The organism is Amycolatopsis sp. CA-126428, from assembly GCF_002904335.1.
Lineage (GTDB): Bacteria > Actinomycetota > Actinomycetes > Mycobacteriales > Pseudonocardiaceae > Amycolatopsis.
This window is the reverse complement of sequence record NZ_PPHF01000081.1, coordinates 42,076-67,851: the sequence shown is the minus strand read 5'-3', so window position 1 is coordinate 67,851 and position 25,776 is coordinate 42,076. Positions and strand designations below refer to the sequence as shown.

Sequence of the window (25,776 nt, the reverse complement as noted above, 5' to 3'; positions counted from 1 at the left end):
GTCGTGCGCGCCTTCTGGGACGGAAATCCTGAGCTCCGCGCCGGTCCGGCTCAGCGGAAAACCCGTCGCGCTCACCCGAGCCTCGCCGGTAGGTTCGCCCCGTGCGCCGAATCCTCTTCGTGACCCCACCGCCCCGCGGCTGAGCGGGGTGGCCCCTCGCCGCGTGGCCTTCGAGGCCCGCGGCTGATTCGTGGTGCGCACGCACCCCGCGTTCGTCGAATTCCCTTTCCTTTCGACGCAGACGCAGGAGCGTTCATGTCCCTCGTCCTTCCCACGCGCGCCCGGTCCTCGGCCGCGCTAGTTCTCGCCGGCGTCCTCTGGGGCACCGGCGGCCTCGCCGGCTCGCTTCTCGGCCGGCGAGCCGGCCTCCACCCGCTCGCCGTCGCCGACTACCGGCTGCTCGTCGGCGGCGGGATCGCCACCCTCGTCGTCCTCCTGACCGGTGGCACCTTCCCGCGCACGCCCGCAGCCGCCCGGCGCATCCTCGCCGTCGGCGGGCTGTTCGCCCTGTTCCAGGCGAGCTACTTCGCCGCCGTCGCGCTCAGCTCGGTGAGCGTCGCGACCATGACCACGATCGGGGCCGCGCCCGTCTTCGTCACCCTCGCGTCGGTGCGGAAACTCCGTCGCTGGACGGCGGTGTCCGTGGCGGGCACTCTCGCCGGCCTGGTGCTGCTCCAGTGGTCACCGGGCGAAGCGTTCTCCTCCGGAGGCCTCGGCTGCGCCTTGCTCGCGGCGGCGGGCTTCGCGACCCTCACGCTGGTCACCGCGAAGCCCGTCGAAGGCCTGGAGCCGTTGCCGACGACGGCGTTCGGCTGCCTCACCGGCGGTCTGCTGCTCGTCCCGGTCGCGTGCTGGTCCGGGATGGCGATCCCGCTGCACGCGGACGTCCTCGCGATCGTCTGCTACCTCGGCGCTGTTCCGACCGCGCTCGCGTACGCCGCGTACTTGCGCGGCCTGGCCGACGCGCACCCCGTGCTCGGCTCGCTGTCGGCGGTGCTCGAGCCGCTGACGGCCGCGGTGCTGTCCGCCGCGCTGCTCGGTGAACGGCTGGGTGCCACGGCGTGGTGCGGCGCCGCTGTGCTGGTCGCGGCGCTGGTCGTCGGCTACTGGCGGCCCGAGCCGCGCTGAGGAACCGCTGCCCCTCGGCTCAGCGCGCGTCGAGGGGCAGCGCCCGCCCGAGGATCGCGAACGGCCGCGGATCGCCCGCGAAGTGGTAGTCGCGCAGGACGTCGACGAAGCCGGTGCGGCGGTAGAGCTTCCACGCCCGGCTCGTGCCCTCGGGCGTCGACAGGAGCACGTTCGAGCTCGGGACGCCGTCCAGGAGGCTGCGCAGCAGGTCCTCGCCGATCTGGTGGCCCTGGTTCTCCGGCCGGACGTGGATCTCGGTCAGCTCGAAGTAGTCCGAAAGCCAGCGGTCGGCCTCGGCGGCCCCGGCCCGGCGGCTCAGGCCGTGGCGCACCTGCTCGTGCCACCACTGCCCGGCCCGGCCGCGGTAGCCGTAGGCCACGCCGAGCAGGACGTCGTCGGCGTCGAGCGCGGCCATGCAGCGCCAGCCCTCGCGCAGCGCGTGGGTGAGCCACATCGGCGCGCGCTGCTCGGCGGTGCCGGCCGGGTACCGCATCGCCCGGACGTAGATGTCGAGCGCTTCGGGCAGGCGGGCGCGGAACTCGTCCGAGGAGAGCTGGACGTAACGAGAGCAGCCGGCGGGCATCGCGGTCACGGCTGCCCATCTTCCTCCGCGCCGGCGAGCGCGCCCGGGGTGCCCCCGGTCAACGCCACCAGCCCGGCGAAGGTGGTGGGGAACACGGCCTTCGGGTGCCCGGCGGCGGCCCAGACGACGTCGTGGGCGCGCAGCGCGATGTCGACCAGCGTGGGCAGCGGCTCGGGGTGCCCGACCGGGGCGACACCGCCGATCGGCTGCCCGGTGTGCGCCCGCACGAAATCGGCGTCGGCCTTGGTGATTTCGCCGCCGATTTCGCCCCCGGCCAGCTGCTCCAGGGTGGCCGGATCGGCGCGATGGGCGCCCGACGTCAGCGCGAGGAGCGCTTTTTTGTCGGACCCCAGGCGGAAGATGAGGCTGTTGGCGATGGCCCCGACGGGCACGCCGAGCGCTTCGGCCGCCTGAGCGGCGGTCCGGACCTCGGCGGGCAGGACACGGATGCCCTCGGCGGCGCCGCACTGCCCGGCTTCGGCCAGCGCGGCCGCCACCTTGGCGACGGCGGGGTGCTCCAGCGAACTCATGAACCTATGAGATCACGGCACCGACCTGGTGTCCCGCGGGATTCCACCCTGGGGTTGAGCGGACGCCACGGGCGGGGTTACTCTGGAAATCGTTCGAACAGGCGTTCGACATTAGGTGAGTGCGCACCGGCCAGGTGCCCGGAGCCGTCCCGGCCCCGGATCCCCGCCGGGCTCACCCGCGCAGGAGGAGGGTCGCCATGTCCGTCAAGGTCGTGTCCCCCACGGACCCCGGGCAGCCGGAGCTGCCCATGACGCTGCGCCCGCAGCCGGCCCCGGCGGGAAACCCCCGCGGGCGATCCAGGCAGTGCCTGTCCGCGCCGGCAGACCCGCGGCAGCGCCCTTCGGGTTCGGCGGCGGACTCCCGGCAGCCTCAGCTGCCGATCCTGCGCACTGCGGCTTCGGAGGCTGCCGCCGCCGAGTTGCGGCCTTCGTCTGCGGTTTCTGCGGGTTCGGGGGAGTCTCAGCCGGCGGCCGTCGTGGCGGATTCCGGGTTGCCGGGTTTGCTGCGCTCTTCGTCGTCAGTTGCGGCGGATTCCGGCCAGTCCGAGTTGCCGCTTCCGGCCCCCGCGATCCCGGAGCAGGCCCGGCCGGCGGCCACCGGCGCGGACTCCGGCTGGCCTGAGCCGGTCACCCCGGCGGAGTCCGGGCCGTCCGTCGTGTCAGCGGCGGAGTCCGGCCACTCCGAGCTGCCGGTTCCCGAGGAACCGGCGCCGACCCCCGCCGGCGCCGTTGGGCCCCCCGGGCTGCCCCTGTCCCTGCGGCCGCCCGGGGCGGACCCCGACCAGTCCTCGCTGCCCATGTCCCTGCGCCCTCCCGCTTCGCCGGCCGCCGCCGGGCTGCTTGCCCAGGCGCGGCGCGGGCTCGCCGAGGCCGCGCAGGAAACCCGGCCCGCCGAACGCTTCATCGGTGCCTACCTCGCCGCCCTCCGGGGGGCCGCCGCCGTGCTCGCCGCCCGGGGGCGGCCGCACCGGGGGCGGGCTCGTCCGGCCAGCACCTGGGTGCTGCTCGACTCCGTCGCCCCCGAACTGCGGGAGTGGTCTGCCTTCTTCGCCAGCAACTCGGCCACCCGCGCCGCCGCGCAGGCCGGGATCACCGGGAAGGTCACCGCCGAGTCGGCCGCCGGGCTGGTGGGGGCCGCCACTCCGTTCCTCGAGCTCGTCCGCCGTCTCGTGCACGGCCTGCCGATCACCGGGGAAGCCCATGTCGCGTGAGCACGGCCCGGTCGACCAGGGGCGGTTGCTCACGGCGTTGGGAATCGAAGGCAGGCTGCTGGCCGAAGCGGTGCACGCGGCGCCGACCGAAGCGCCGGTGCCCGCCTGCCCCGGCTGGTCGCTCGGCGAGGTCGCCCGGCACGTCGGAAGCCTCTACCGGCTGGTCCGGCGCCGGCTGATCGACGGCCGGAGCCCCGACGACTGGCCGCGCGACCCCGAACCGGGCCAGAGCCTGCGGGACTTCCTGGAAACCGGCCTGACCGAGCTGCTCGACGAGCTCGCCGCCCACGACCCGGAGGAGCGCGCCGACACCTGGTGGCCGGCGGACCGGACCTACGGGTTCTGGCGCCGGCGGATGCTGCACGAGACGGTCGTCCACCGGGTGGACGTCGAGCAGGCGGCGGGCACGGAGCCGCACGGCGTGCCCGACGACGTCGCGATCGACGGCATCGACGAGGTGCTCACCCTGTGGTTCGGGCAGAAGCTGCCGATGCTCGGCCTGACCGGCACGAAAGCGGGCTCGGTCGGCATCCGGACCGACGCGCACAGCTGGATCGCGCGGGCCGGACCCGTCACCACGGAAGCCTGGCGCTGTTCGGCCGAGGAGGCCGAGGCCGCGGACGACGTCGTCACGGCCAAGCCCGCGCAGATCTACCTGTGGCTCTGGGGCCGCGCGTCCCTGACCTCGGTGACCGTGCGCGGCGTGCACGACCAGGCGGCCCAGCTCTGGGCGCTGCTGCGGCTCGCGACCCGATGACCCGGCCGGTGGGGAAGCCGAACCGGAATTGTCGGAGGTGGCGGTTAGCCTGCGGCGCATGACCACGCGCCTGGTGAACCTGGTGATCGACGCGGCGCGCCCGGATGCCCTGGCGGGCTTCTGGGCCGCGCTGCTCGGCTGGCACGTCGCCGTCGAGGAGGCCGGCGAGGTCGACGTCCGCGCCCCGGAGAGCGACGGCTGGGACCTGGACCTCGTCTTCGTGCCGGTTCCCGAACCCAAGGAGGTCAAAAACCGCATCCACCTGGACCTGGCGAGCACGACACGGGCGCACCAGGCCGAGCTGGTCACGCGCGCGCTGGAACTGGGCGGCCGCCGGGTCGACGTCGGACAGGGCGACGTGCCGTGGGTGGTGCTCGCGGACCCGGAAGGCAACGAGTTCTGCGTCCTCGAACCCCGCGAGCGCTACGCGGACACCGGCGCGGTGGCGTCGATCCTGGTCGACGCGCACGACCCGGAGCTCCTGGCGGGCTTCTGGGCGCGGCTCACCGGCCGGTCGATCCAGGCCCGCGAAGGCGATGCCCTGGTGGGGCTGCGCGCGCCGTCCGGGCGGGGGCCGTGGCTGGAACTCCTGCGCAACGACGACGTCAAGCAGGTCAAGAACCGCGTGCACCTGGACATCGCGCCCCCGGCGGACGCCGGCCACGCCGCGGCGGTGGCGGAGGTCATCGCGGCCGGTGCGGCGCCGGCGGACCGGGACGGTCCCGCGTTGCCGTGGCGGGTGCTGACCGACCCGGAGGGCAACGAGTTCTGCGTGCTGACCCCGCGCTGAGCTCGGCTCCCCGATCGGTCGGGCGCCGGATCGCCGGGGAGAGCGCCTCGGCCGGCGGGGCGTCCGGTCGTGCCGGCGACCGAGCCGCGAACCGGCTGGGTGTTTCGGCCGCGTTGCCGGGGCGCGTCGAACGCTGATCTGCGCGAAACACCCACGTCCTGGAGCGGCAACAACCCCGGGGGACCGTGGAGGCATGGAGACTTCCCGAGCGTTGCCCCAGCCGGTCCGGACGGTCGCCGCCGAGGAGGCGGCGGTGCCGTCGGCGTGGCGGGTGCGGATCCGGATGCACGACCACCCGGGCACCCTCGCCCGCATCGCCATCCGGCTCGCCGACCTCGAGTGCAACATCCTCGGCCTGTCCGTGCTGCCGGTGCCGGGCGGCGTGCTCGACGAGATCGTGCTGCGCCCCGCGACCGGCCTGCCCCGGCGGCACCTGGTCGACGCCATCCGCGCCGAGGGGTGCGAATGCACGGCGATCATCGACGCCGACGTCCACGAGCTGGTCGACCCGTCGGCGTCGACGCTGCTCACGGCCCGTCGCGCGGTCGACGACCCGGCCCGTCTCGCCGACGTGCTGAAGGACATCCTCGCCGCGGACGTCGTCACGCTCGTCCCCGCCGCCGAGGCGAACCCGGCGCGCACGGAGAGCGGGCACCGGGCCGTGTTCGCGCTGGCCGGCGGCAGCGCGCTGGTGGCGCGCCGCCAGTGGGCGCCGTTCGTGCAGCTGGAGCTGACCCGCGCCGAAGCGCTGGTGACCCTGCTCGCGGCGGCGGCCCGCAACGCGGCCGGCCCGGTGGTCCTCGACCGCCCGGACGGCGCGGCGATCGTCCTGCGCAAGGGCGTCCCCGGCGACGCCGACGCGGTGGCCGAACTGCACCGCCGCTGCTCGATGGCCACGCTGTTCCGGCGCTACCACACCGGAGTGCGCACGGTCCCGCGCCGCCGCCTGCACCGGCTGCTGGTGCCTCCGCGCGGCACGAGCGTGCTCGCCGTCTTCGGCCGCGAGGTGATCGGCCTGGCCCAGCTCATCCCGATGAATTCGGGCGGCGCCGAGATCTCCCTCCTGGTGGAGGACGACTGGCAGCGGCAGGGAATCGGCACGGCCCTCCTGGCGCGGCTCGCGGTGCTGGCGGAGGCCCAGGGCATCACGGAGCTGTCCGCGGACTGCTTGACGGGCGACGACATCCTCCCCCGCACGGCGGCCAGAGCCGGCCTGCGCACCGAACGCAGCATCGACGACGGCGCCCGGCTGAGGATGTTCCTGCCGGCCTGAGCTCAGCGCTTCCAGAACCAGTCTTTGTCGCGCGCTTCGCGCAGGGCGGACTTCTTGCGCTCGGCGGTGAGCCGGTCGAGGTAGAGGATGCCGTCGAGGTGATCGGTCTCGTGCTGCAGGCATTGGGCCAGCACGTCTTCGCCTTCGACCTCGATGGGTTCGTTGTGGACGTCGACGCCGCGCACCTTCGCGTGCTTCGCCCGCTTGGTGGGGAACCACATCTCCGGCACCGACAGGCAGCCTTCGTCGATCTCGTGCGTTTCCTCGGACAGTTCGACGATTTCGGGATTAACGACATACCCGGCCAGCCCGGCGACGTCATAGCTGAAGACGCGAAGCCCCACCCCGATCTGCGGCGCGGCCAGCCCCGCGCGCCCGGCGGGCTTGACGGAGTCGACCAGGTCCCGCACGAGCGCCTCGAGCTTCTCGTCGAACACGGTGACCGGGTCGCAGACGGACTTGAGGATCGGGTCCCCGAAATAGCGCAGTTCGCGCATCGCCATGAGCAGAACATCCTTCGTGCGTGTCGGACTGGCAGCTTAGGCCAGCGAGGAAGACGGTCGCGCCGGAATCACCAACCGGGCTCGCCCGGAGACGGGACGAAGGGGCGCGGCGGCGAATCGGCGCTGGTGGGCGGAGGACCGGGTGGCCGGGTGGCCGGCGCCGGGCTGCTGGGGCTGCCGGGTCGGAGTGCTTGCAGCGGATCGGTTCCGGTGGCGAGGCGGAGGTGCGGGCGAACTGCCCGGCCCGGCGACCCGGCTCCGCGGCCTGCAACTCAGCCTCGACCGGCGACCGGGTCCCGGCCGGAAGTCCTCGGGGCTCCCGGCCTTGGCTTGCCCTGCGGGGCCTCAGGCTCGTAGCCGCAGGCCGGAGGGGGTGGCTCGGAAGCCTGCCTCCTGTAGCACCTCCGACAGTTCCGAGGTCAGTGCCTGCTCGCCGTCCGCGCGTTGGACTGACAACTGGCCCAGCCAGCCCTCGCGGACCGCTGCCGACAGGGCCTGGGCTGCCTCCGACAACGGCTGGCGCTCCTCCGTGAAACTCAGCAGGGAGCGGCCTCCTCGTTCCACGTACAGGGCCGGGACCCCGTCGACCAGGACTGCCAGTGCGCCGGCCTTGCGGGCGGGGCGGTGCTTCGTGTCGCCCGTTGCCGCCGGCCAAGGGAGGGCCGCGCCGTAGGGCTGGGCCGGGTCCGCCGCGGCCAGGACCACCGGCCGGCCCGGTGCCGGGCGGCCCGGGCCCGACAAGGCGCGCAAGCGGTCGACCGCGCCCTTCGCCGCGAACTGGGCCGCGCCGAGGCCCTCCACCACGTAACCGCGGATCACCTGGCCCGTGTCCTCCATGCCGCGGAGGACCTTGTAGATGCCGGAGAACCCGCCCGTGACGCGCTCGGTGTCGAGCGCGCCGCGGGTCAGGACGCCGTGGCGCTCCAGGAACGCCTCCGTCCTCGCGTGCGCCCGGCGGGTCGCGTCGGTTTCGCGGGGTGGGGTCAGCGCCCACCGGCCGGCGACCGTCGGCGGTCCGGATCGCGAGGGCATCTGTGGCCGCCCTGCCCGCAGCCGTGCGTACCGGCCGCGGGGGGCCTGGCGCCGGGGCTTGTGGGCGCCGTGTCCGGCGACCTGGGCCCGCAACGGCCCCAGTGTGTCGCCCGTGACCAAGCCCGCCCAGACCAGATCCCACAGCGCCGCCACGACTTCGGCGTCGTTCGGGGCCTTGTCCACCAGGACCGTCGCGCGGTCCACCAGCTGGCGGAAGAACAGCGCGCCACCCTCCAAAGTGGACACGATGGCGTCGTGCAGCGGGCCGGTCGGGATGTCCTCGACGACCTCGGGCAGCAGCAGGTCGGCCACGTCCGTCGGGGCCAGGGCGATCCAGCCGTCGCCGCCGGAGAGCGCGCCGCAGCCCGCCCACGTGACCTCGCCCGCGGTCGTCAGCTCGTCCAGCAACGCGGGGGAGTAGCCCGGCAGCCGCCCGGGCAGGATCAGCGACTCCACCGCGCTCGCCGGCAACGGCGCCCCGGCGAGCTGCTCCACCACCGACAGCACGTCGTCCGCCGTCGGGGCGGCGCGGACGCGGCCGCCGAACCCGTGCCACGCGGGCAGGAACCGGCCCAGTGCCGCCGGTTCGACCGGCTCGACTTCGGCTCGCAGCTTCGCCAGCGACGCCCGCCGCAGCCGGCGCAGCACGGCCGAATCGCAGTACTCGACCCCGACGCCGTGGGTTTCCGGATGGCCGACCGGGCTCAGCTCGCCGCGCACCAGGCGGCCTTCGCCGGTCATCCGGTCGAGCACGCCGGTGACGACCGCGGTGCCGAGCCCGAACCGCGCGGCCGCGTCCGCCGCGGCGAACGGCCCGCGGCTGCGGGCGTACCGCGACAACAGGTCCCCGAGCGGGTCCGCCACCGGTTCGGTGAACGCCTCGGGCACGCCCACCGGCAGCGCGGTGCCCAGCGCGTCACGCACCCGGCCGGCGTCCTCGATCGCCAAGAACCGTTCCGAGCCGCCGATCCGCACCCGGATCGCCCGCCGCGCCGCTTCCAGCTCGGTGAGCCACTCCGCCTGGATCCCGCGCTCGGCGGCCTCTTCGACGGTCAGGTCGCCGAGGAACCGCAGCAGGTCGGCGGCGTCCTCGGCCGAGCGCGCGTGGCGCTCGGGGTCGAGCCGCTGCAGCGACCGTTCCACCTCGGCGACGGCTTCGGGATCCAGCAGCTCCCGGATCGCCTCGGTGCCCAGGAGCTCGGCCAGCAGCCCCGAATCCAGCGACAGCGCCGCCGCCCGCCGCTCGGCCAGCGGAGCGTCTGTCTCGTACAGGAACATCCCGATGTAGCCGAAGAGCAGACTGCGCGCGAACGGCGACGCGGCCGGCGTTTCGACCTCCACCAGCCGGACCTTGCGGGCGCGGACGTCGGCCATCAGCTCGCGCAGGCCGCTGACGTCGTAGACGTCCTGCAGGACCTCCCGCATCGCCTCCAGCACGACCGGGAACCGCTCGTACTTCGCCGCGACCGACAGCAGCTGCGACGCGCGCTGCCGTTGCTGCCACAGCGGAGTCCGGCGCCGCGGGTCCCGGCGGGGCAGCAGCAACGACCGGGCCGCGCACTCCCGGAACCGCGCCGCGAACACGGCCGAGCCGCCGACCTCGGCGACGATCAGCTGCTCGACCTCCTCGGGGTCGAGCAGCACGTCGTCCGCGCCGATGGTCACCTCGCCGCCTTCGGCGTCGAGGGCGTCCGGAAGCCGCAGGACGATGCCGTCGTCGGAGTGCGCGACCTGCGCATCCACCCCTCGGTTTTCCCGCAGCCGCGCGGCGATTGCGAGCGCCCACGGCGCGTTCACCTGCGCGCCGAACGGCGAGTGCACGACGATCCGCCAGTCGCCGAGCTCGTCGCGGTAGCGCTCCAGCAGGATCGTCCGGTCGTTCGGGACGTGCCGGGTGGCCGCCTTCTGCTCGGTCAGGTAGGCGAGGAGGTTGTCGCACGCCCGCTCGTCCAGCCCGGCCGCCTGGGCCCGCTCGCGCGCCTTCGCCTCGTCCGAAGTGGAGAGTTCGCGGACGAACTTCCCCAGCGCCCGGCCGAGTTCCAGCGGGCGGCCCGGCGCGTCGCCCTTCCAGAACGGCATCCGCGCCGGCTCGCCCGGCGCCGGCACCACGATGACGCGGTCGTGCGTGATGTCGGTGATCCGCCACGACGACGTACCGAGCAGGATGGTGTCGCCGACGCGCGACTCGTACACCATCTCTTCGTCGAACTCGCCGACGCGCGAACCGGGCTTGTCGTCCGCGCCCGGGGTCATGACGGTGAACAGGCCGCGGTCGGGGATGGTGCCGCCCGACGTGACGGCCAGCCGCTGCGAGCCGGGCCGCCCACGCAGCTCGCCGGCGATGCGGTCCCAGGTGATCCGCGCCCGCAGCTCGCCGAACTCCTCGCTCGGGTAGCGGCCCGCGAGCATGTCGAGCACCGCGTGCAGGGCGTCGTCCGGCAGCGCGGCGAAGGGGGCGGCCCGCCGCACCAGCGACGCGAGGTCCGGCACCGTCCACGGTTCCAGCGCCACCATGGCGACGACGTGCTGCGCCAGGACGTCCAGCGGGTTGCGCGGGTAGCGGACCGCCTCGATCGCCCCGCTCGCCATCCGCTCCGCGACCACCGCGCAGGAGACGAGGTCGCCGCGGAACTTCGGGAACATCACCCCGGACGACACCGCGCCGACCTGGTGCCCCGCCCGGCCGACCCGCTGCAGCCCGGACGCCACCGTCGGCGGCGCTTCGATCTGCACCACGAGGTCGACCGCGCCCATGTCGATGCCCAGCTCCAGCGACGACGTCGCCACCACGCACGGCAGCTGCCCGGACTTGAGCGCCTCTTCGACGTGGGTGCGCTGCTCCCGCGACATCGATCCGTGGTGGGCCCGGGCGATCACCGGCGCCGCGCCGGTGCTCACGCCGGACTGCCCGACGGCTTCCGCCGGGAACGCGTCGGCCGGGGTCAGCTCGGTCTGCTCGACGGCCAGCTCGTTGAGCCGGGCGGTGAGCCGCTCGGTGAGCCGGCGCGAGTTGGCGAAGACGATGGTCGAGCGGTGCGCGCGGATCAGGCTCAGCACCCGCTCCTCGACCGCCGGCCAGATCGACGGCCGCTGCACGGGGTTGCCGGCCATCTCCTCCAGCGTGCCCAGGCCGCCCGGGGCGATCTCCCCGGGCGGGAACGCCTCGGTCAGCGACTCCAGCGACTCCAGCGCGTCGAGCGGGCTCGGCGCCGGCCCGCCGCGCGGCGCGTCGAGGTTGCCCATGTCCTCCACCGGGACCTCGACGCGGACCTCGATGGTCTTCGCCAGCTTCGGCTGGACCACGCGCACCGGACGGCCGCCGGCCAGGAACGCGCTCACCTCGTCGATCGGGCGGACCGTCGCCGACAGGCCGATCCGCTGCGCCGGCTTCGGCAGCAGCGCGTCCAGCCGCTCCAGCGAGAGCGCGAGGTGCGCGCCGCGCTTGCCGCCGGCGACCGCGTGCACCTCGTCGACGATCACGGTCTCGACGCCGCGCAGCGACTCCCGCGCCGACGACGTGAGGATGAGGAACAGCGACTCCGGCGTGGTCACCAGCACGTCCGGCGGGGTCTTGCCGAACGCGCGGCGCTCGGCCGCGGTGGTGTCGCCGGTGCGCATGCCCACTTCGATCCCGGGCACCGGCAGCCCGAGCCGGCGGCTGGCCTGCGAGATGCCGGCGAGCGGGGCCCGCAGGTTCCGCTGGACGTCGACCGCCAGGGCCTTCAGCGGCGAGACGTAGAGGATCCGGCAGCGTTTCGTCGCTTCCGCCGGTGGCGGCTCCACCGAGAGCCTGTCCAGCGCCCAGAGGAACGCGGACAGGGTCTTGCCGGACCCGGTGGGCGCGACGACGAGGGCGTGCTCGCCCGCGTGTGCGGCCCGCCAGGCCCCTTCCTGCGCCGCGGTGGGCGCGGCGAAGGCCCCGGCGAACCAGTCGCGGGTCGCGGGGGAGAAAAGGTCGAGAACGTCAGCTGCCACGTCATCCATGATGCGCGGCACCACCGACAATTCCGGGGCCGCCGGCCAGGATCACGCTCTGGGCGAACTGGGGGAACATCACGTCCACCCGCGGCTCGTCGGTGATCAGCCGGTACTCGCGGTCCAGCGGCGTCCAGTAGGAAAAAGGGGCCTGGTCCAGCTGGGAGTGGTCGGCCAGCACGTAGGCCTCCGCGCCCGCGTGGAGCATCGCGTGCTTGACCACCGACTGTTCCAGTGACGGGCAGCACAGCCCGCGCCCGGCCACGACGCCGTCGGCACCCAGAAACACCCGGTCGGGTGAAATGTGTCGCAGCTGCGCCAGCACGCTCTCGCCGAGGATCGCCTCGTCGGAGTGCCGCAGCCGGCCGCCGAGGACGATGAGGTCGATCCCGGGGAAGCCCGCGAGCTCGCGGATCGCCGTGACGCCGTTGGTCACCACCGTCAGCCCTTCGCGGTGGGCGAGGTGGCGGGCGAGCCTGCCGGTGGTCGTGCCCGCGTCGAGGAGCACCACCTCGCCGTCCCGGACGAGCGCGGCGGCCTCCCGGGCGATGGCGTCCTTGGCCGCCGCGTGCTCCCGGTCCTTCTCGAGGGGACTGCGCTCGGTGTCGAGTGCGCCGCCGTAGGTGCGGACGACGTGCCCGGCGCCGGCGAGCGAGGCGAGGTCGCGGCGGATCGTCGACTCGGAGACGCCGAACTCTTCGGCCAGTTCCGCGATGCCGCCGGAGCCGTCGCGGACGGCCTCCAGGAGCATCGCGCGCCGGTCACGGGTGCCTGGTCGCGGCTGAGGCATGCGCCGAGCCTTCCACAGTCACGGGTTTCAGCCCGAAGAACGCCAGCCCGGCGGCCACGGCGAGGAACGCGGCCAAGACGACGAACCCGGTGGTCGTCGTGCCGGTGACATCGGTCAGCCAGCCGACCAGGTAGGGACCGGCGAAGCCGCCGAGGTTGCCCAGCGCGTTGATCAGCCCCATCGCCACGGCGACCACTTCGATGCCGAGGACCCGGCCGGGGATCGCCCAGAACGGCCCGTACGGCATGTAGACGCCGGTCGCCACCACGCAGAGCAGCGCCAGCTGCACGGCCGCCGGCCAGTGCCCGAGGTTGCCCAGCAGCAGCCCGCCGATCGCGACGAGCAGCGGCACCGTGACCGCGAGCCGCCGGTTGCCGGTGCGGTCGGACCAGTGTGCGCACGCGACCATCCCGGCCAGCGCCAGCACGTACGGCACGGCCGACAGGAAGCCGACGGCGGTGGCCGAGCCGCCGGTCATCGTCTTCACCACCGACGGCAGCCACAGGGAGAAGCCGTAGAAGCCGGTGATCCAGAAGAAGTAGATGCCGACCAGCAGCAGCACCTGGCGGTTCGCCAGCGCCTGCCGGTAACTCTCCTTGGCGAACGCCGGCTTCGCGTCTTCTTCGGCCCGCAAGGTGGTTTCGAGGTACTCGCGTTCCGCCGCGGAGATCCACCGCGCCCGGGCCGGCCGGTCGGCCACCGCGAACCACCAGACGACCGCCCACACCAGCGGCGGCAGGCCCTGGAGGACGAACACCCAGCGCCAGGACATGTGGTCGAGCATGAACCCGGACAGCGGCGACATGAGGATCGCCGAGATCGGCAGGCACGTCATCCACAGCGCGTTCGCCCGGGCCCGTTCCGCTTGCGGGAACCGCGACGCCAGCAGGATCAGCACCGCGGGCCACACGCCGCCCTCGAACAACCCGAGCAGCAGCCGGGCCAGGTACAGCTGGGTTTCGTTCCGCACCAGCCCGCAGAGCACCGCCGCGAACGCCCAGGCGATCATCAGGATCAGCACGGTCCTGCGGGCGCTCCACTTCGCCGCCAGCACCGCCGCGGGGATCTGCAGCACCAGGTAGCCGACGAAGAAGATGCCGCTGGCCAGCCCTTTCGCGCCGGCCGACAACGGGAAGTCGTCGCCGATGTAGGGCAGGATCACCGCGACGTTCGTGCGGTCGAGGTAGGCCAGCATGTACATGACCACCGCGACCGGGATGACGTACGCCCAGCGCTTGCGGGGGATCACCGGCGGGCCGGTGGGTAGATGACCGGCAGCTTCCGCGCGTACGGCGCCAGGGTGGCCGCGGCCTTGAACGCCGCCCGCATGGTGCCGTGCGACGCCCGGCCGGTGCCGGCGATGTCGAACGCCGTGCCGTGGTCGACCGACGTGCGCAGGATCGGCAGGCCGACCGTCACCGACACCGTGCCGTCGAAGTCGTAGGTCTTCGACGCGATGTGCCCCTGGTCGTGGTAGAGCGAGAGCACCCCGTCGAACCGGCCCTGGATCCCTTGGTGGAACACGGAATCCGCGGGGATCGGGCCGACCACGTCGAGCCCGGCCACCCGCGCGGCGGCGACCGCCGGGGCGATCGCGATGATCTCCTCGTCGCCGAACTTGCCGTTCTCCCCGCCGTGCGGGTTGAGCGCCGCCACGGCCAGCCTCGGTTTCTCCGTGCCGAACACTTCCAGCGCGGTGTACGCCTCCCGGATCGCGTGCTCGATGTTCTCCCGGGTGATCTGGCTGATCGCCTCGCGCAGCGAAAGGTGCCGGGTGGCGAAGAAGATCTTCAGCCCGGAGACCCAGAACATCGTGTTGAACCGGGTCGATCCGGTCAGCTCGCCGAGCATCTCGGTGTGCCCGAGGTGCTGCGAGCCCGCCGCCCAGATGGCTTCCTTGTTGATCGGCGCGGTCACCACCGCGTCGACCTCGCCGGCCAGCGCGAGCCGGGTGGCGACCTCGATCGCCCCCACCGCGGCGGCGCCCGCGGTCGCGTTCACCTCGCCCCACGGCAGGTCTTCGGTGACCACGCCGAGGTTGAGCACGTCGATCACGCCGGTGGTGAAGCGCGCGTCGGCGACCGTGGCGATCGGGTTGATCTCCAGGTGCAGGCCCAGGTGCCGGACCAGGCGTTCCAGCACGATCGCGTCGCCCACCGCCACCCCGTGCGCCATCTGCAGGGCCTCGGGCTCGGCGAGGGTCTTCAGGGTGATCTCCGGGCCGATGCCCACGGGGTCGCCGAGGGTGACGGCGAGGATGGGGAGGTCGTTCACGGGTGGTTCCTTCCGGTGGCCAGGAGGTGGTTCGGGTTTTCCGGGCAGGGCGCCTTCCGAACCGCCTGCATGGCGTGTGGTGGCGAGGCGTGCCGGGTACCTACGTTCACCGGCACCGACCCTCCCTTCTTGCGCGATCCGAGCAGTCGAGTTGACTGAACTGTGCAACTATCGTGCACCTTGATCGGCGCCCACGTCAAGGAGCAGTGACTTTCCCGGGTCCGCACGCACGGTGACCGCGCGCATGGCAGCATCACGCGGGCGCCGTCGTGGCGTGTTTTTCGCGAAGGGGAGTGCTGTGCGGATCCTGTCCGTGGACCTCGGGACGTCCAACACCGTCGCCGTGCTTTCGGCGCACGGGAGGCCGCCCCGGGTCGTCGAGGTGGACGGCTCGGCCAACATGCCTTCGGCGGTGTTCGCCACCGAAGAGGGCACGATCATGGTCGGCCGCGACGCCGAGCGCCGCGCCCGGCTCGACCCGACCCGCTTCGAACCGAACCCCAAGCGCCGCATCGACGAGCAGACCCTGCTGCTCGGCACCGACGTCGTCCCGGTCACCGACGCGCTGGCCGCCATCCTGCGCCGCGTGCTCGAGGAAACCTCTCGCCAGCTCGGCGGCGAGCAGCCCGACGAGGTCCGGCTGACCCACCCCGCGCAGTGGGGGCAGCCGCGCCGCACCGTGCTGATGGCCGCCGCCCGGCTCGCGGGGATGGGCCCGAACATCCTGCTGGTGCCCGAGCCGGTCGCCGCCGCGGCGCACTTCGCGTCGTTCCCCGGCAAGTCGCTCGCGCCCGGCCAGGCCCTCGCCGTCTACGACCTCGGCGCGGGCACCTTCGACGTCGCGGTCGTCGGCGCCACGCAGAACGGGTTCACCGTGCTCGCCGAGGACGGCCTGCCCGACCTCGGCGGCCTCGACGTCGACCAGGCGCTGATGGTGCACGTCGGACGCGAGGTCTCGCACTCCGACCCGCAGCGCTGGCAGCGCCTGCTGCGCCCGGAGTCCACCGCCGACCGGCGCACCCGGCGCGCGCTGCAGGAGGACGTCAAGGCGGCCAAGGAGGCGCTGTCGCGGCACCCGCAGACCGAGGTGCCGATGCCCGAGCCGTTCAAGGACGTCCTCGTCACCCGCGGCGAGCTGGAAGGCCTGGTCCGGCCGGCGATGCTGCGCAGCGTCGAGCTGCTGTCGCGGACGCTGCGGTCGTCCGGGCTGACCCCGGACCGGCTGGCCGGCATCTACCTCGTCGGCGGGTCGAGCCGGCTGCCGCTGGTCGGCGCGATGATCGCGGAGAAGCTCGGTGTCGTGCCCGCCAGCCTCGACCAGCCGGAGACCGCCGTCGCGCTCGGCGCGCAGCATGTGGCCCGCGACGGATCGTCCGTGCGCACCCAGAACGTCGAAGGGGCGGTGGCCGCGGGTGCGCCGCCGCGCCGCCCGCAGTACGCGCCGCCGCCGCAGTACCCGGGTTACGCGCCGTCGAACTTCCCGCCGAGCGGCCCGCAGCCGGTGCCGTCGAACTTCCCGGCGTACTCGCCCGCGCCCGACAAGGCCGAGCCGAAGCCCGGCGGGAAGAAGAAGCTGCTGATCGGGATCGCGGCCGCGGTCGTCGTGGCGCTCGCGGTGGGCCTGACGGTGTTCCTCACGTCGTCGTCCTCGGTGACGACCTACACGGCGGACCAGTGCAAGACGCCGGGGCAGGCGGACGACAAGGGCTTCACGGGGTGCCTGCGCCAGCTCGCCGGGAAGATCGCCGACACCGGGGACTGCAAGCCGGGCATGGGCAACGGCCCGGCGGCGCCGGCGCAGAGCCTGGGGGCCGCCTCGACCTGCTCCGCGCCGGGCCGGGCCGGCACGCAGGTGACCTACGTCCACGGCGACAGCGCCGACGCCCTCAAGCAGTACACCGAGGGCCTGCTCGCCTCGGCGGGCGGCGACCGCACCGAGGCCGACTGGGGCGGCAACGGGCTCAAGGGGCACTACGCGTCGGCCGCGGGGAAGACGTCGGCGGTGCTCGTGTTCACGGTCGCGGACCGGCCGCTGGCCGGGTTCATCTACCAGCTGAACACGAGTGACCAGGCGGCCGCGACCACGCCCGGCACGCTGGCCGACTACTTCGAGGCGAGCGTCCAGCCGGGCCGGTAGACGGCGCGAACGGGCCGTTCGCGCCCGCCGGTTAGAGTGGGTCCGATGCGGATCACGGTTTTCCGGCGGCTGATGGCCGACGAGTTCGGTCCCGGGCGGGCCCAGGTGCTGGCCAGCGACCACGTCCTGAGCGGGCTCGGCGGCCGCACCGTCGACCAGGCGCTGACCGCCGGAATTCCGGCCAAGGAGATCTGGCGCGAGGTCTGCAACGCCTTCGACGTCCCGGCCGAAAGGCGCTGACCTGCGCGGATGCGCCCGGGCCTGACCCGGGCGGGCGAAAACCCTACCGCAAGGGTGTGTCGCTGCCGACCTCGAACAGGTGTTCGTCTATGGTGTTGTCCACATCGGGTCCAGCGATCCACAGATTGGGCGCCGCGCCTGGAATTGTCGGTCCCCGCCGCTAGCGTCGGACCGGACAGCTGAAGAACCGACACAGAGAGCCCTCGACGGGGCTCAGACCAGCGAGGTGGACTTTCCATGCCTGCAGCACCCGACAAGGACAAGGCGCTCGAGCTCGCGCTCGCGCAGATCGACAAGCAGTACGGCAAGGGCTCGGTCATGCGCCTGGGCGAGGACACCCGGCCGCCCATCGCCGTGATCCCCACCGGTTCGATCGCCCTCGACGTCGCCCTCGGCATCGGCGGCCTGCCCCGCGGCCGGGTCATCGAGGTCTACGGGCCGGAATCCTCCGGTAAGACCACGGTCGCCCTGCACGCGGTGGCGAACGCGCAGCGCAACGGCGGCATCGCGGCGTTCATCGACGCGGAGCACGCGCTGGACCCCGACTACGCCAAGAAGCTCGGCGTCGACACCGACGCGCTGCTCGTCTCCCAGCCGGACACCGGTGAGCAGGCCCTGGAGATCGCGGACATGCTGGTCCGCTCCGGCGCGCTCGACATCCTGGTCATCGACTCCGTGGCCGCGCTCGTGCCCCGCGCCGAGATCGAGGGCGAGATGGGTGACTCGCACGTCGGCCTCCAGGCCCGGCTGATGAGCCAGGCGCTGCGCAAGATGACCGGTGCGATGAACAACTCCGGCACCACCGCGATCTTCATCAACCAGCTGCGCGAGAAGATCGGCGTCATGTTCGGCTCCCCGGAGACCACCACCGGTGGCAAGGCGCTGAAGTTCTACGCGTCGGTCCGCCTGGACGTGCGCCGCATCGAGACGATGAAGGACGGCGGCGAGGCGGTCGGCAACCGCACCCGCGTCAAGGTCGTCAAGAACAAGATGGCCCCGCCCTTCAAGCAGGCCGAGTTCGACATCCTGTACGGCCACGGCATCTCCCGCGAGGGTTCGCTCATCGACATGGGGGTCGACCAGGGCATCCTGCGCAAGTCCGGTGCCTGGTACACCTACGAGGGCGACCAGCTCGGCCAGGGCAAGGAGAACGCGCGGAAGTTCATGCGCGACAACCCGGACATCGCCAACGAGATCGAGAAGCGGATCAAGGAGAAGCTCGGCATCGGCCCGCAGCTCGACGCGGCAGTCGAGGCCGTCCCGGCGCCGGTCGACTTCTAAGAGCCGGGGGAGAGGGGCTGCGGGATTGGGTGAGGTGTGCTCGCGGAGTGCGCTCGCCGCTATCCCTCCGCCGTGTTCTCCGGGGGTCGAACCCCCGGACCCCCGCCAGGGGGCGAGCCCCCTGGACCCCCGCCGTGGTCGCCTTGGGTGGTGACCCGGACCTTGGCGTGGGGGTGACGTGCGGTCTTGGCGGAGTGCGGCTTGGGGTGGCGTGCGGGCTGGGGCTGTGCGGGCCCCGGCTGGGGCTGTGTGATCGGGCAGTGGTGTCGTGAGAACGAGGAGTGATCCAGGTGGCTAGGGCGCCCAAAGTGCCGCCGGCCGAGCTGCCTCCGGAGGAGCGGTACAAGAAGGCCAAGGAGATCTGCTTCGATCTTCTGGCCGTGCGTGCGCGCACTCAGGAGGAGCTCCGGCAGGCGTTGCGCCGCAAGGGGTTCGACGAGGAGACCAGCGAAACCCTGCTCGGCAAGCTCGACCGGGCGGGGCTGGTCAACGACGCGGAGTTCGCCGAGCTGTGGGTGAAGTCCCGCCACACCACCCAGGGCCTGTCCCGCACCGCGCTCGTGGCCGAGCTGCGGCGCAAGGGCGTCGACGGCGAGGTCGCCGCGCAAGCGGCCGGCGAGGTCGACCGCGAGTCCGAAGAACAAATGGCCAGGGAACTGGTCCGCAAACGCCTCGGCTCGCTCGGCAACGTCGACGAACAGACCGCCCTGCGGCGGCTGCTCGGCTTCCTCGCGCGCAAGGGCTACCCGCAAGGCCTCGCCTACACCGTGATCAGGGAGGAACTCCGCGAGTACGGCGCGGAGTCCACCCTGCTCGACGACGCCGTCATCGACTGATGGCGGACAGCTGGCCCGTCGAACACTTCTCGCGGAGCAACCCGGCAGGCCCGGGCCAGGGGGACGTGGGGGCTCTGCTGCGCCGGGTCGCCGACACCCTCGACGAACTCGGCGACGTCCAGGTGCAGGACGTCGTCTTCGGCAGCGAAGTCACCGGGGGCGAAGACGACCTGCACATGACGGTGTACTTCCACCGGGAGCCGCGCCGGCGGTAACGGGTCCGGACGTCACGCCGAGACCGTCTCCCGCCGGACCGGGCGGCGGCGGTCCGAGCGGTGCTTGCGGACCGCCAGCAGCAGCACCGCGAGCAACCCCATCGCGACGCACGTCACCACGGCCGTCAGCACCAGGAACTCGTTCAGCTGCCCGGCCGCCAGGTACGCGCCCAGCGCCACCGCGACCAGCGCGCACACCGCCCGGTCCACAATGGACTCCATGGACAGGAGGGTGGCCCGGTAGCGGGAATCCGGGATGGAGTCGTTCAGCAGCTGCTTCTGGACCGGGAACGCGATCCCCGTCGCCACCGCGAACACGCACAACAACACCACCGCCGGGAAAGTGCCGACGAACACGATCACCCCGAGGCACACCGCCATCACGATCGTCAGCGTGAACACCGAACCCACCGGGCCGATCGCCCGGCGGAGCCGGTGGGGGCGGGCCGCGCCCAGTGCCTCGAAGACCGTCATCGCGGCCAGGACCGCGCCGAACCAGTTCACCGAGAGCGCCTTCGACTCCAGGATCGGCTGGAACAGGTTCACCTGGCAGATCCGCACCAGCGTGAACATCGCGACACCCTGCACCATCAGCAGCACCAGCCACCGGGACGAACGCAGCGCCGACAGCGCGCCGCCGACTCCCGCGAGCAGCGAGGCCGTCTTGCCGGTCACGCGGCGGCCACCGGGGATCGGCGGGAGCTTGCCCGCGAAGACCAGCGCGATGCCCGCGTTGATCGCCGTCAGCCAATACGGAGAGGGGAGGCTCCAGGACATCAGCAGCCCGATCACCGGCCAGAACACGATCTTGCCGACCAGGCTGTACGCGCGGCCGACACCCTCCACGCGGAGGTAGTGCTCCCCGGCGCCGGAAGCGTGCAGGTACTCGTACAGGTACGCACTCTGCGCCCCGGACACCAGCGAGCGGGCGAGGGCGATCAGGATGAAGTGCACGAGGAAACCCGCGTACGAACCCGAGAGCACCGGCACCAGGTTCGCGGCCACCAGCACGCCGGCGCCCGCCGCCAGCGAGGTGCGGTAGTCGAAGCGGTCGGCGATCATCCCCGTCGGGATCTCGAGCAGGCAGAACACGATGTAGTAGATGCTCTGGATGCCGAAGATCTCGCCGTCGGAGAGCCCGGCGAGCTTCTGGTACGAGTAGAAGATCGGCACCCACAGCAGCAGGCCGAAGAAGAACTGGAACCCGTAGGTCAGCCGGACGGCGCGCTGAACGGCGGGTTGCGCGGGCAGGCGAAGGCCCAGCATGATCGTGTATCTCCCGGGAAGGTCAGGCCGGATAGGGGCGCAGCTGCACGAGGTGGAGGTGCTCGCCGTCGGCGAGCCACTCGACGTCCACCGGTGAGTCGAAGGTGTAATCGGGCGAGAAGTGGCCCTGCAGCAGGCGGCCGGCGATCGCCAGCCGCTGCAGCTGGTCGTGCGCCCGCGAGTCGAGGTCCGCGGGCGCGTCGCCCAGGGACAGCGTGCGGCCGCCGCCCTCGACCGTCGAATACAGGTACTGCATCGGCAGCGCCGAACCGTCGACGACGTCCGTCACGCGAGGGGACACGTTGACGTACACCGTGCGGAAGTCCGCGCGGTTCATCGGGTTCGTCGTCACCAGCACCCCGCCGAAGTCCGCCCCGACCTGCTCCTGGATCACGACGCCCATGTAGCACTCGTCGAGGGAGATCCCGGCCTGCTGCCGCAGCCGGACGCTGCGCACGGAAACCAGCGACGCCCAGACCTCCTTGACGCTGGCGAAGATCCGCTCGGCCGTGGTGACGTGGTTGTGCGACTCGTAGATCCCGGCGGCCGAGAACCCGGCGAGGTCTTCGGCGTTCGACGAACTGCGCACGACGAACGCGCGCACGCCGGCCAGCTGCGACACGAGCGCGGAGTCGATTTCGCCGGCGAGCGCTCCCGGCAGGCGCGCCGACCGGATCAGGCCCTGCAGCTCGACGCACAGCGGCTCGATCTCGCGGGCGTCCAGCTCCAAGGCCATCTTCAGCTTCCCGACGGCCTGCTGGATGCGCGGCGACGACTCCAGGAACCGCCGTTGCAGCGAGAACGGCAGGGCGATGCCGCGCGGCACGCGGACGTGCTCGTCGAGCAGCCGGCGGGCCGCGGCCGAAAGGTCGGCGTCCGCGGGAACGTCCAGCAGCCGGGCGAGGTACGGGAGCAGGTTGTCCCGCGGCGGCCGCGGCACCTGGTAGAAGCCGAGCAGCCGCTGAGACCCGTGGGCCAGCACGTGGTGCAGCTCGCCGAGGTTGGCCGCTTTGGTGCCGTAGCGGTGGCGGTCGGACGCACGCAGCCGGGCGAGGTTCACGATCGGGCTGTGGTCGGCCTCCGGCTGCTCCAGGGTGACGCGCTGGGCGTACCAGGCCGGCGGCGCCGCGCCGGCCGGCTCGTCGACCTCCCGCAGGGACAGCGCCTGGGCGTCCACTGTGTACTCGACCCACTTCCCGTCGAGCCCGCGGCGTTCGATCTCGGCCAGGGCGCCGAGCTGGACGGCGTTCGGGATCTGCCAGCCGGTGGCGAGGACGTTGGTGTGCGACAACGGCGTCGTGTGCCGCGTGTTGACGATCCCCGCCAGCCGCGGGATGTCGTCGGGCACGCGGTCCATCACGATGATGTCGGTCCAGTCCAGCGTGGCGGCCCGGTACTCGGCCTCGGTGCGGAACGCGCGCAGCCGCCCGGTGGCCGTGCCCGGGTTCAGCGGCACGAACGGCGCCGTGGAGAACAGCTCGTGCGCGAAGACGCGCGGCAGCTCGCTCGCCGGGATCTCCCGGACGATCCGCTCCTGCAGCTGGTTGGCCGGCTTGAACAGCAGCGGCAGCGCCGGGTCGGTGTACTGCGCGACGAAGGCGTGGAACTCGCGGATCAGCCCGGCCGGCATGGTGTCGACCTCGACCGTCTCCAGCGAAAGCATCTGCGGGTGCAGCGCGAGAATGCCGAGGAGGAACCGGCGGTCCGGCGCGTGGTAGAAGGCCTCGTTGTACGAGTCGATCTCGGCGCGCACGCGTTCTTCTCCGACGCCGAGGATCTCTTCGCCGATATAGATCGCATGAAAGGAATGCCGCGCGTGATTCAGAAAGTGGATCTTCGCCTGCTCGCGGTCGACCACGACCTTGACGAAGGAATAGCCGCCGAGAGTGCCGCCGAGCTGGTGAAGTGCGGACACCGAAAGGCGTTCGCCGACGAGTGCGGCAACGGTCTCGGGGGCAGGACTGGGCGCGACCACGCTGGTCAGGGACACGGATTCTCCTCGCTGGAATAGCGAGGAGGAACGATAACAGGCGGGTAAATAACCCACCAGCGCGGCGGATGGGCCATTCAGCGGGACGGCGCCGGTTTCCATGACCGGCGCCTCACCCGCTCGGAGCACCGTTCCAGCGCGTGGGAACGGTGCTCCCGGAATGCGGACGCGTATTCCGCCGTTCGAGTGCGGGAACGACGCGGAGTGATCTCCGCTACAGCGCGGCCGCCTCCGCGGCCAGCTTCTCGATCGTCGCGACGTCGAGCGAGGCCGTCAGCCACGAGCCGCCGATGCAGCCGACGTTCGGCAGCGCCAGGTACGACGGCGCTGACGCCACGGTGATCCCGCCGGTCGGGCAGAACTTCAGCGACGGCAACGGACCCGCGATCGACTTCAGGTACGCGACGCCGCCGGACGCCTCCGCCGGGAAGAACTTCAGCGCCGACAGGCCGCGTTCGGCCAGCCGCATCGCTTCGGACACCGTGCTCGCGCCGGGCAGGAACGGCAGCCCGGAGTCGAAGCACGCGTCGACGACGGCGTCCGTGCAGCCCGGCGTCACGAGGAACTGCGCGCCCGCGTCGGCCGCCTGCTTCGCCTGGTCCGGCGAGACGACGGTGCCCGCGCCGATGACGATGTCCGGCACCTCGGCGGCGACGCGCTCGATCGCCGGCAACGCCGCTCGCGTGCGCAGGGTCAGCTCGATGACCCCGATCCCGCCGGCGAGCAGGGCCCGGGCCGTGGGCACCGCGTCGTCGGCGTCGTCGATCACCACGACGGGCATCACGGGGGACAGCTCGAGCAGGTCCTGACCGGTGGTCACTGACCGACCTCCTGGGTTGCGAAAGCGGGCGTTCGGTGTTCTCCGGGGCCAAGCCCCGGACCCCGGCCGGGGGGCAAGCCCCCCTGGACCCCCGAAAGGACGCCAAGGTGCTCCGGAGTCAAGCCGCCGAACACGGATGCGCCCTGGTCGGCGGGGCCGACGGCACGGCGCAACGCGGCGAACAGCTCTCGGCCGGTGCCGGTCCAGGATGCTTCGGACGGCGGCGAGTCCACAAGCTCACGCCGGGCGAGTTCTTCGTCACCGACCAGCACGTCGAGCGAGCCCGCGGAAGCGTCGAGCCGGATGACGTCGCCGTCCGCGACGCGGGCGATCAGGCCGCCCGCGGCCGCCTCCGGCGTCACCTGGATCGCGGCCGGGATCTTGCCCGACGCACCCGACATCCGGCCGTCGGTGAGCAGTGCCACCGCGTGCCCGCGGTCCATCAGCACGCCCAGCGCCGGCGTCAGGCCGTGCAGCTCCGGCATGCCGTTGGCCCGCGGACCCTGCTGGCGGATCACCACGACGACGTCGCGGTTCAGCTCGCCGGCCTCGAACGCGGCCGTGAAGCCCTCCTGCGTGGTGAACACCCGGGCCGGTGCCTGCACCACGCGGTGCTCGGGCGCCACCGCGGACACCTTGACCACCGCGCGGCCGAGGTTGCCCGCGACCATCCGCAGGCCGCCGTCCGCGGCGAAGGGGCGCCACGCCGGGCGCAGCACCTCTTCGTCGAGGCTGCGCGTGGGCACGTCCCGCCAGACCAGCTCGCCGTCGGACAGGATCGGCTCGGCGCGGTAGCGGTGCAGCCCGAACCCGGCCACCGTGTGGACGTCTTCGTGCAGCAGCCCCGCGTCGAGCAGCGTGCCGACCAGGAACTGGATGCCGCCGGCGGCGTGGAAGTGGTTGATATCGGCGCTGCCGTTCGGGTAGACCCGCGCCAGCAGCGGCACGACGGCCGAGAGGTCGGAGAAGTCGTCCCAGGTCAGCTGGATGCCCGCGGCCGCGGCGATCGCGACCAGGTGCATCGTGTGGTTGGTCGACCCGCCCGTGGCCAGCAGCGCGATGACGCCGTTGACGAACGCCTTCTCGTCGAGGATCCGCGCGACCGGCGTGTACTCCTCGCCGCGCGAAACGGCGACGATCCGCCGGCCGGCCTCTTCGGTCAGCGCGCGGCGCAACGAAGAACCCGGCTGGACGAAGCTGGCGCCGGGCAGGTGCAGGCCCATCACCTCGACGACCATCTGGTTGGAGTTGGCGGTGCCGTAGAAGGTGCAGGTGCCGGCCGAGTGGTACGACGCCGCTTCGGCGTCGAGGAGGTCTTCGCGGGTCGCCAGGCCCTCGGCATAGAGCTGCCGGACGCGTGCCTTCTCCTTGTTCGGCAGCCCGGAGTTCATCGGGCCGGCGGGGACCAGCAGTGCCGGGAGGTGCCCGAACGACAGGGCACCGATCAGCAGGCCGGGGACGATCTTGTCGCACACCCCGAGCAGCAGCGCGGCGTCGAACATGTCGTGCGACAGCGCGATCGCCGTCGACATCGCGATGACCTCACGGCTGAACAGCGACAGCTCCATGCCCGCGCGGCCCTGCGTGATGCCGTCGCACATGGCCGGGACGCCGCCGGCGAACTGGGCGACGCCGCCGGCGGAGCGCACGGACTTCTTCAGCCACGCCGGGTACTCCTGCATCGGCTGGTGCGCCGACAGCATGTCGTTGTAGGACGACACGATCGCGACACCGGGGGCGCGCGCGGCCCGCAGCGCTTCTTTGTCGACGCCGTCCATCGCGGCGAAACCGTGGGCGAGGTTGCTGCACGCGAGGCCGCGGCGGACCGGGCCTTCGGCGTACGAGGCGGCCGTGCGGTCGAGGTAGGCCGTGCGCGTGGCGGCGCTGCGCGCGGCGATACGGGCGGTGACTTCGGCGATGACGGGGTGCAACGATGGGGTCGGGCTCATGTCCGGCTCCGGATCACTGGGGTGGGGTGGTCCGCGGGACGGCAGCGCTGACGCCTCAGGGTCGTGACCCTGGCCACACTACCTCGGGAAAACGCCGAATCAAAATCGATTCAGAAGATCGACCCGCGTGACCCCGATCACCTCCGGAACCGTTAGTGTGCTAGTTGTCACACTGCACGACGCGTGGCAGAGCCTT

General features: G+C 72.6%; 21 protein-coding genes. 10 read left to right on the top strand and 11 right to left on the bottom strand.

Annotated features, from left to right (window positions below; genetic code table 11):
- Window positions 1-255 precede the first annotated feature (255 nt).
- Complete coding sequence (locus tag C2L58_RS22485; RefSeq protein WP_103339589.1) at window positions 256-1,128, top strand: DMT family transporter; 873 nt, start codon at window positions 256-258, stop codon at window positions 1,126-1,128.
- Window positions 1,129-1,147: 19 nt separating this feature from the next.
- On the opposite strand, the gene C2L58_RS22480 is transcribed toward C2L58_RS22485, so the two are convergent.
- On the bottom strand, window positions 1,148-1,720 hold the full coding sequence (locus C2L58_RS22480) for a GNAT family N-acetyltransferase (protein WP_103339588.1): 573 nt from the start codon (window positions 1,718-1,720) through the stop codon (window positions 1,148-1,150).
- Window positions 1,717-2,241 (bottom strand): YbaK/EbsC family protein, encoded by a 525-nt coding sequence (locus C2L58_RS22475; RefSeq protein ID WP_103339587.1) that lies wholly within the window; start codon window positions 2,239-2,241, stop codon window positions 1,717-1,719. Before C2L58_RS22475 ends, C2L58_RS22480 begins: the two co-directional genes overlap by 4 nt.
- Before the next feature lie 548 nt (window positions 2,242-2,789).
- On the opposite strand from C2L58_RS22475, the gene C2L58_RS22470 reads away from it, so the two are divergent.
- From C2L58_RS22470 to C2L58_RS22455, 4 genes are all read left to right on the top strand, one after another.
- Complete coding sequence (locus C2L58_RS22470; RefSeq protein ID WP_233225859.1) at window positions 2,790-3,452, top strand: SAV_6107 family HEPN domain-containing protein; 663 nt, start codon at window positions 2,790-2,792, stop codon at window positions 3,450-3,452.
- Window positions 3,442-4,209 carry a maleylpyruvate isomerase family mycothiol-dependent enzyme gene (locus C2L58_RS22465; protein WP_103339585.1) on the top strand — a complete coding sequence of 256 codons (768 nt, stop codon included), beginning with the start codon at window positions 3,442-3,444 and terminating at the stop codon, window positions 4,207-4,209. Before C2L58_RS22470 ends, C2L58_RS22465 begins: the two co-directional genes overlap by 11 nt.
- A gap of 58 nt (window positions 4,210-4,267) precedes the next feature.
- Window positions 4,268-4,999: a VOC family protein gene (locus tag C2L58_RS22460; RefSeq protein ID WP_103339584.1), complete on the top strand. Its 732-nt coding sequence runs from the start codon at window positions 4,268-4,270 to the stop codon at window positions 4,997-4,999.
- Window positions 5,000-5,192: 193 nt separating this feature from the next.
- Entirely contained in the window at window positions 5,193-6,272 is a 1,080-nt protein-coding gene (locus tag C2L58_RS22455) for a GNAT family N-acetyltransferase (RefSeq protein ID WP_369904230.1), read from the top strand.
- 2 nt (window positions 6,273-6,274) lie between these two features.
- On the opposite strand, the gene def is transcribed toward C2L58_RS22455, so the two are convergent.
- The 5 genes from def to pdxA all read right to left on the bottom strand — a co-directional run bounded on the left by def (window position 6,275) and on the right by pdxA (window position 14,846).
- Window positions 6,275-6,775: a peptide deformylase gene (gene def, locus C2L58_RS22450; RefSeq protein ID WP_103339583.1), complete on the bottom strand. Its 501-nt coding sequence runs from the start codon at window positions 6,773-6,775 to the stop codon at window positions 6,275-6,277.
- Window positions 6,776-7,120: 345 nt separating this feature from the next.
- A complete protein-coding gene (locus C2L58_RS22445; protein ID WP_199191380.1) occupies window positions 7,121-11,791 on the bottom strand; it encodes a DEAD/DEAH box helicase in 4,671 nt (1,556 codons plus the stop codon).
- Window positions 11,784-12,572 carry a DeoR/GlpR family DNA-binding transcription regulator gene (locus tag C2L58_RS22440; RefSeq protein ID WP_103339581.1) on the bottom strand — a complete coding sequence of 263 codons (789 nt, stop codon included), beginning with the start codon at window positions 12,570-12,572 and terminating at the stop codon, window positions 11,784-11,786. The genes C2L58_RS22445 and C2L58_RS22440 overlap by 8 nt, the downstream gene beginning before the upstream one ends.
- Window positions 12,544-13,821, bottom strand: a complete 1,278-nt coding sequence (locus tag C2L58_RS22435) for an MFS transporter (protein WP_103339580.1) — start codon at window positions 13,819-13,821, stop codon at window positions 12,544-12,546. The genes C2L58_RS22440 and C2L58_RS22435 overlap by 29 nt, the downstream gene beginning before the upstream one ends.
- Window positions 13,818-14,846, bottom strand: a complete 1,029-nt coding sequence (pdxA, locus tag C2L58_RS22430; RefSeq protein WP_103339579.1) for a 4-hydroxythreonine-4-phosphate dehydrogenase PdxA — start codon at window positions 14,844-14,846, stop codon at window positions 13,818-13,820. Before pdxA ends, C2L58_RS22435 begins: the two co-directional genes overlap by 4 nt.
- Window positions 14,847-15,144: 298 nt before the next feature.
- Here pdxA and C2L58_RS22420 point away from each other — a divergent pair, with 298 nt between their 5' ends.
- From C2L58_RS22420 to C2L58_RS22400, 5 genes are all read left to right on the top strand, one after another.
- Window positions 15,145-16,983: an Hsp70 family protein gene (locus C2L58_RS22420; protein WP_103339578.1), complete on the top strand. Its 1,839-nt coding sequence runs from the start codon at window positions 15,145-15,147 to the stop codon at window positions 16,981-16,983.
- A gap of 45 nt (window positions 16,984-17,028) precedes the next feature.
- Window positions 17,029-17,223 (top strand): DUF3046 domain-containing protein, encoded by a 195-nt coding sequence (locus tag C2L58_RS22415; protein ID WP_103339609.1) that lies wholly within the window; start codon window positions 17,029-17,031, stop codon window positions 17,221-17,223.
- A gap of 237 nt (window positions 17,224-17,460) precedes the next feature.
- Window positions 17,461-18,504, top strand: coding sequence for a recombinase RecA (gene recA, locus C2L58_RS22410; protein ID WP_103339577.1), 1,044 nt, complete (start codon window positions 17,461-17,463; stop codon window positions 18,502-18,504).
- A 308-nt stretch (window positions 18,505-18,812) separates the two neighbouring features.
- Window positions 18,813-19,340, top strand: a complete 528-nt coding sequence (locus C2L58_RS22405) for a regulatory protein RecX (RefSeq protein ID WP_103339576.1) — start codon at window positions 18,813-18,815, stop codon at window positions 19,338-19,340.
- Window positions 19,340-19,555, top strand: coding sequence for a hypothetical protein (locus tag C2L58_RS22400; protein ID WP_103339575.1), 216 nt, complete (start codon window positions 19,340-19,342; stop codon window positions 19,553-19,555). The genes C2L58_RS22405 and C2L58_RS22400 overlap by 1 nt, the downstream gene beginning before the upstream one ends.
- Window positions 19,556-19,567: 12 nt before the next feature.
- Here the strand turns inward: C2L58_RS22400 and C2L58_RS22395 are convergent, their stop codons facing one another.
- The 4 genes from C2L58_RS22395 to edd all read right to left on the bottom strand — a co-directional run bounded on the left by C2L58_RS22395 (window position 19,568) and on the right by edd (window position 25,580).
- The gene (locus C2L58_RS22395; protein ID WP_103339574.1) at window positions 19,568-20,821 is read right to left on the bottom strand and encodes an MFS transporter; all 1,254 of its coding nucleotides are present in this window, start codon (window positions 20,819-20,821) and stop codon (window positions 19,568-19,570) included.
- Window positions 20,822-20,843: 22 nt separating this feature from the next.
- Complete coding sequence (locus tag C2L58_RS22390) at window positions 20,844-22,811, bottom strand: PEP/pyruvate-binding domain-containing protein (RefSeq protein ID WP_103339573.1); 1,968 nt, start codon at window positions 22,809-22,811, stop codon at window positions 20,844-20,846.
- 214 nt (window positions 22,812-23,025) lie between these two features.
- Window positions 23,026-23,631, bottom strand: a complete 606-nt coding sequence (eda, locus tag C2L58_RS22385) for a bifunctional 4-hydroxy-2-oxoglutarate aldolase/2-dehydro-3-deoxy-phosphogluconate aldolase (protein ID WP_103339572.1) — start codon at window positions 23,629-23,631, stop codon at window positions 23,026-23,028.
- Window positions 23,628-25,580 carry a phosphogluconate dehydratase gene (gene edd, locus C2L58_RS22380; protein WP_103339571.1) on the bottom strand — a complete coding sequence of 651 codons (1,953 nt, stop codon included), beginning with the start codon at window positions 25,578-25,580 and terminating at the stop codon, window positions 23,628-23,630. Before edd ends, eda begins: the two co-directional genes overlap by 4 nt.
- Window positions 25,581-25,776 lie beyond the last annotated feature (196 nt).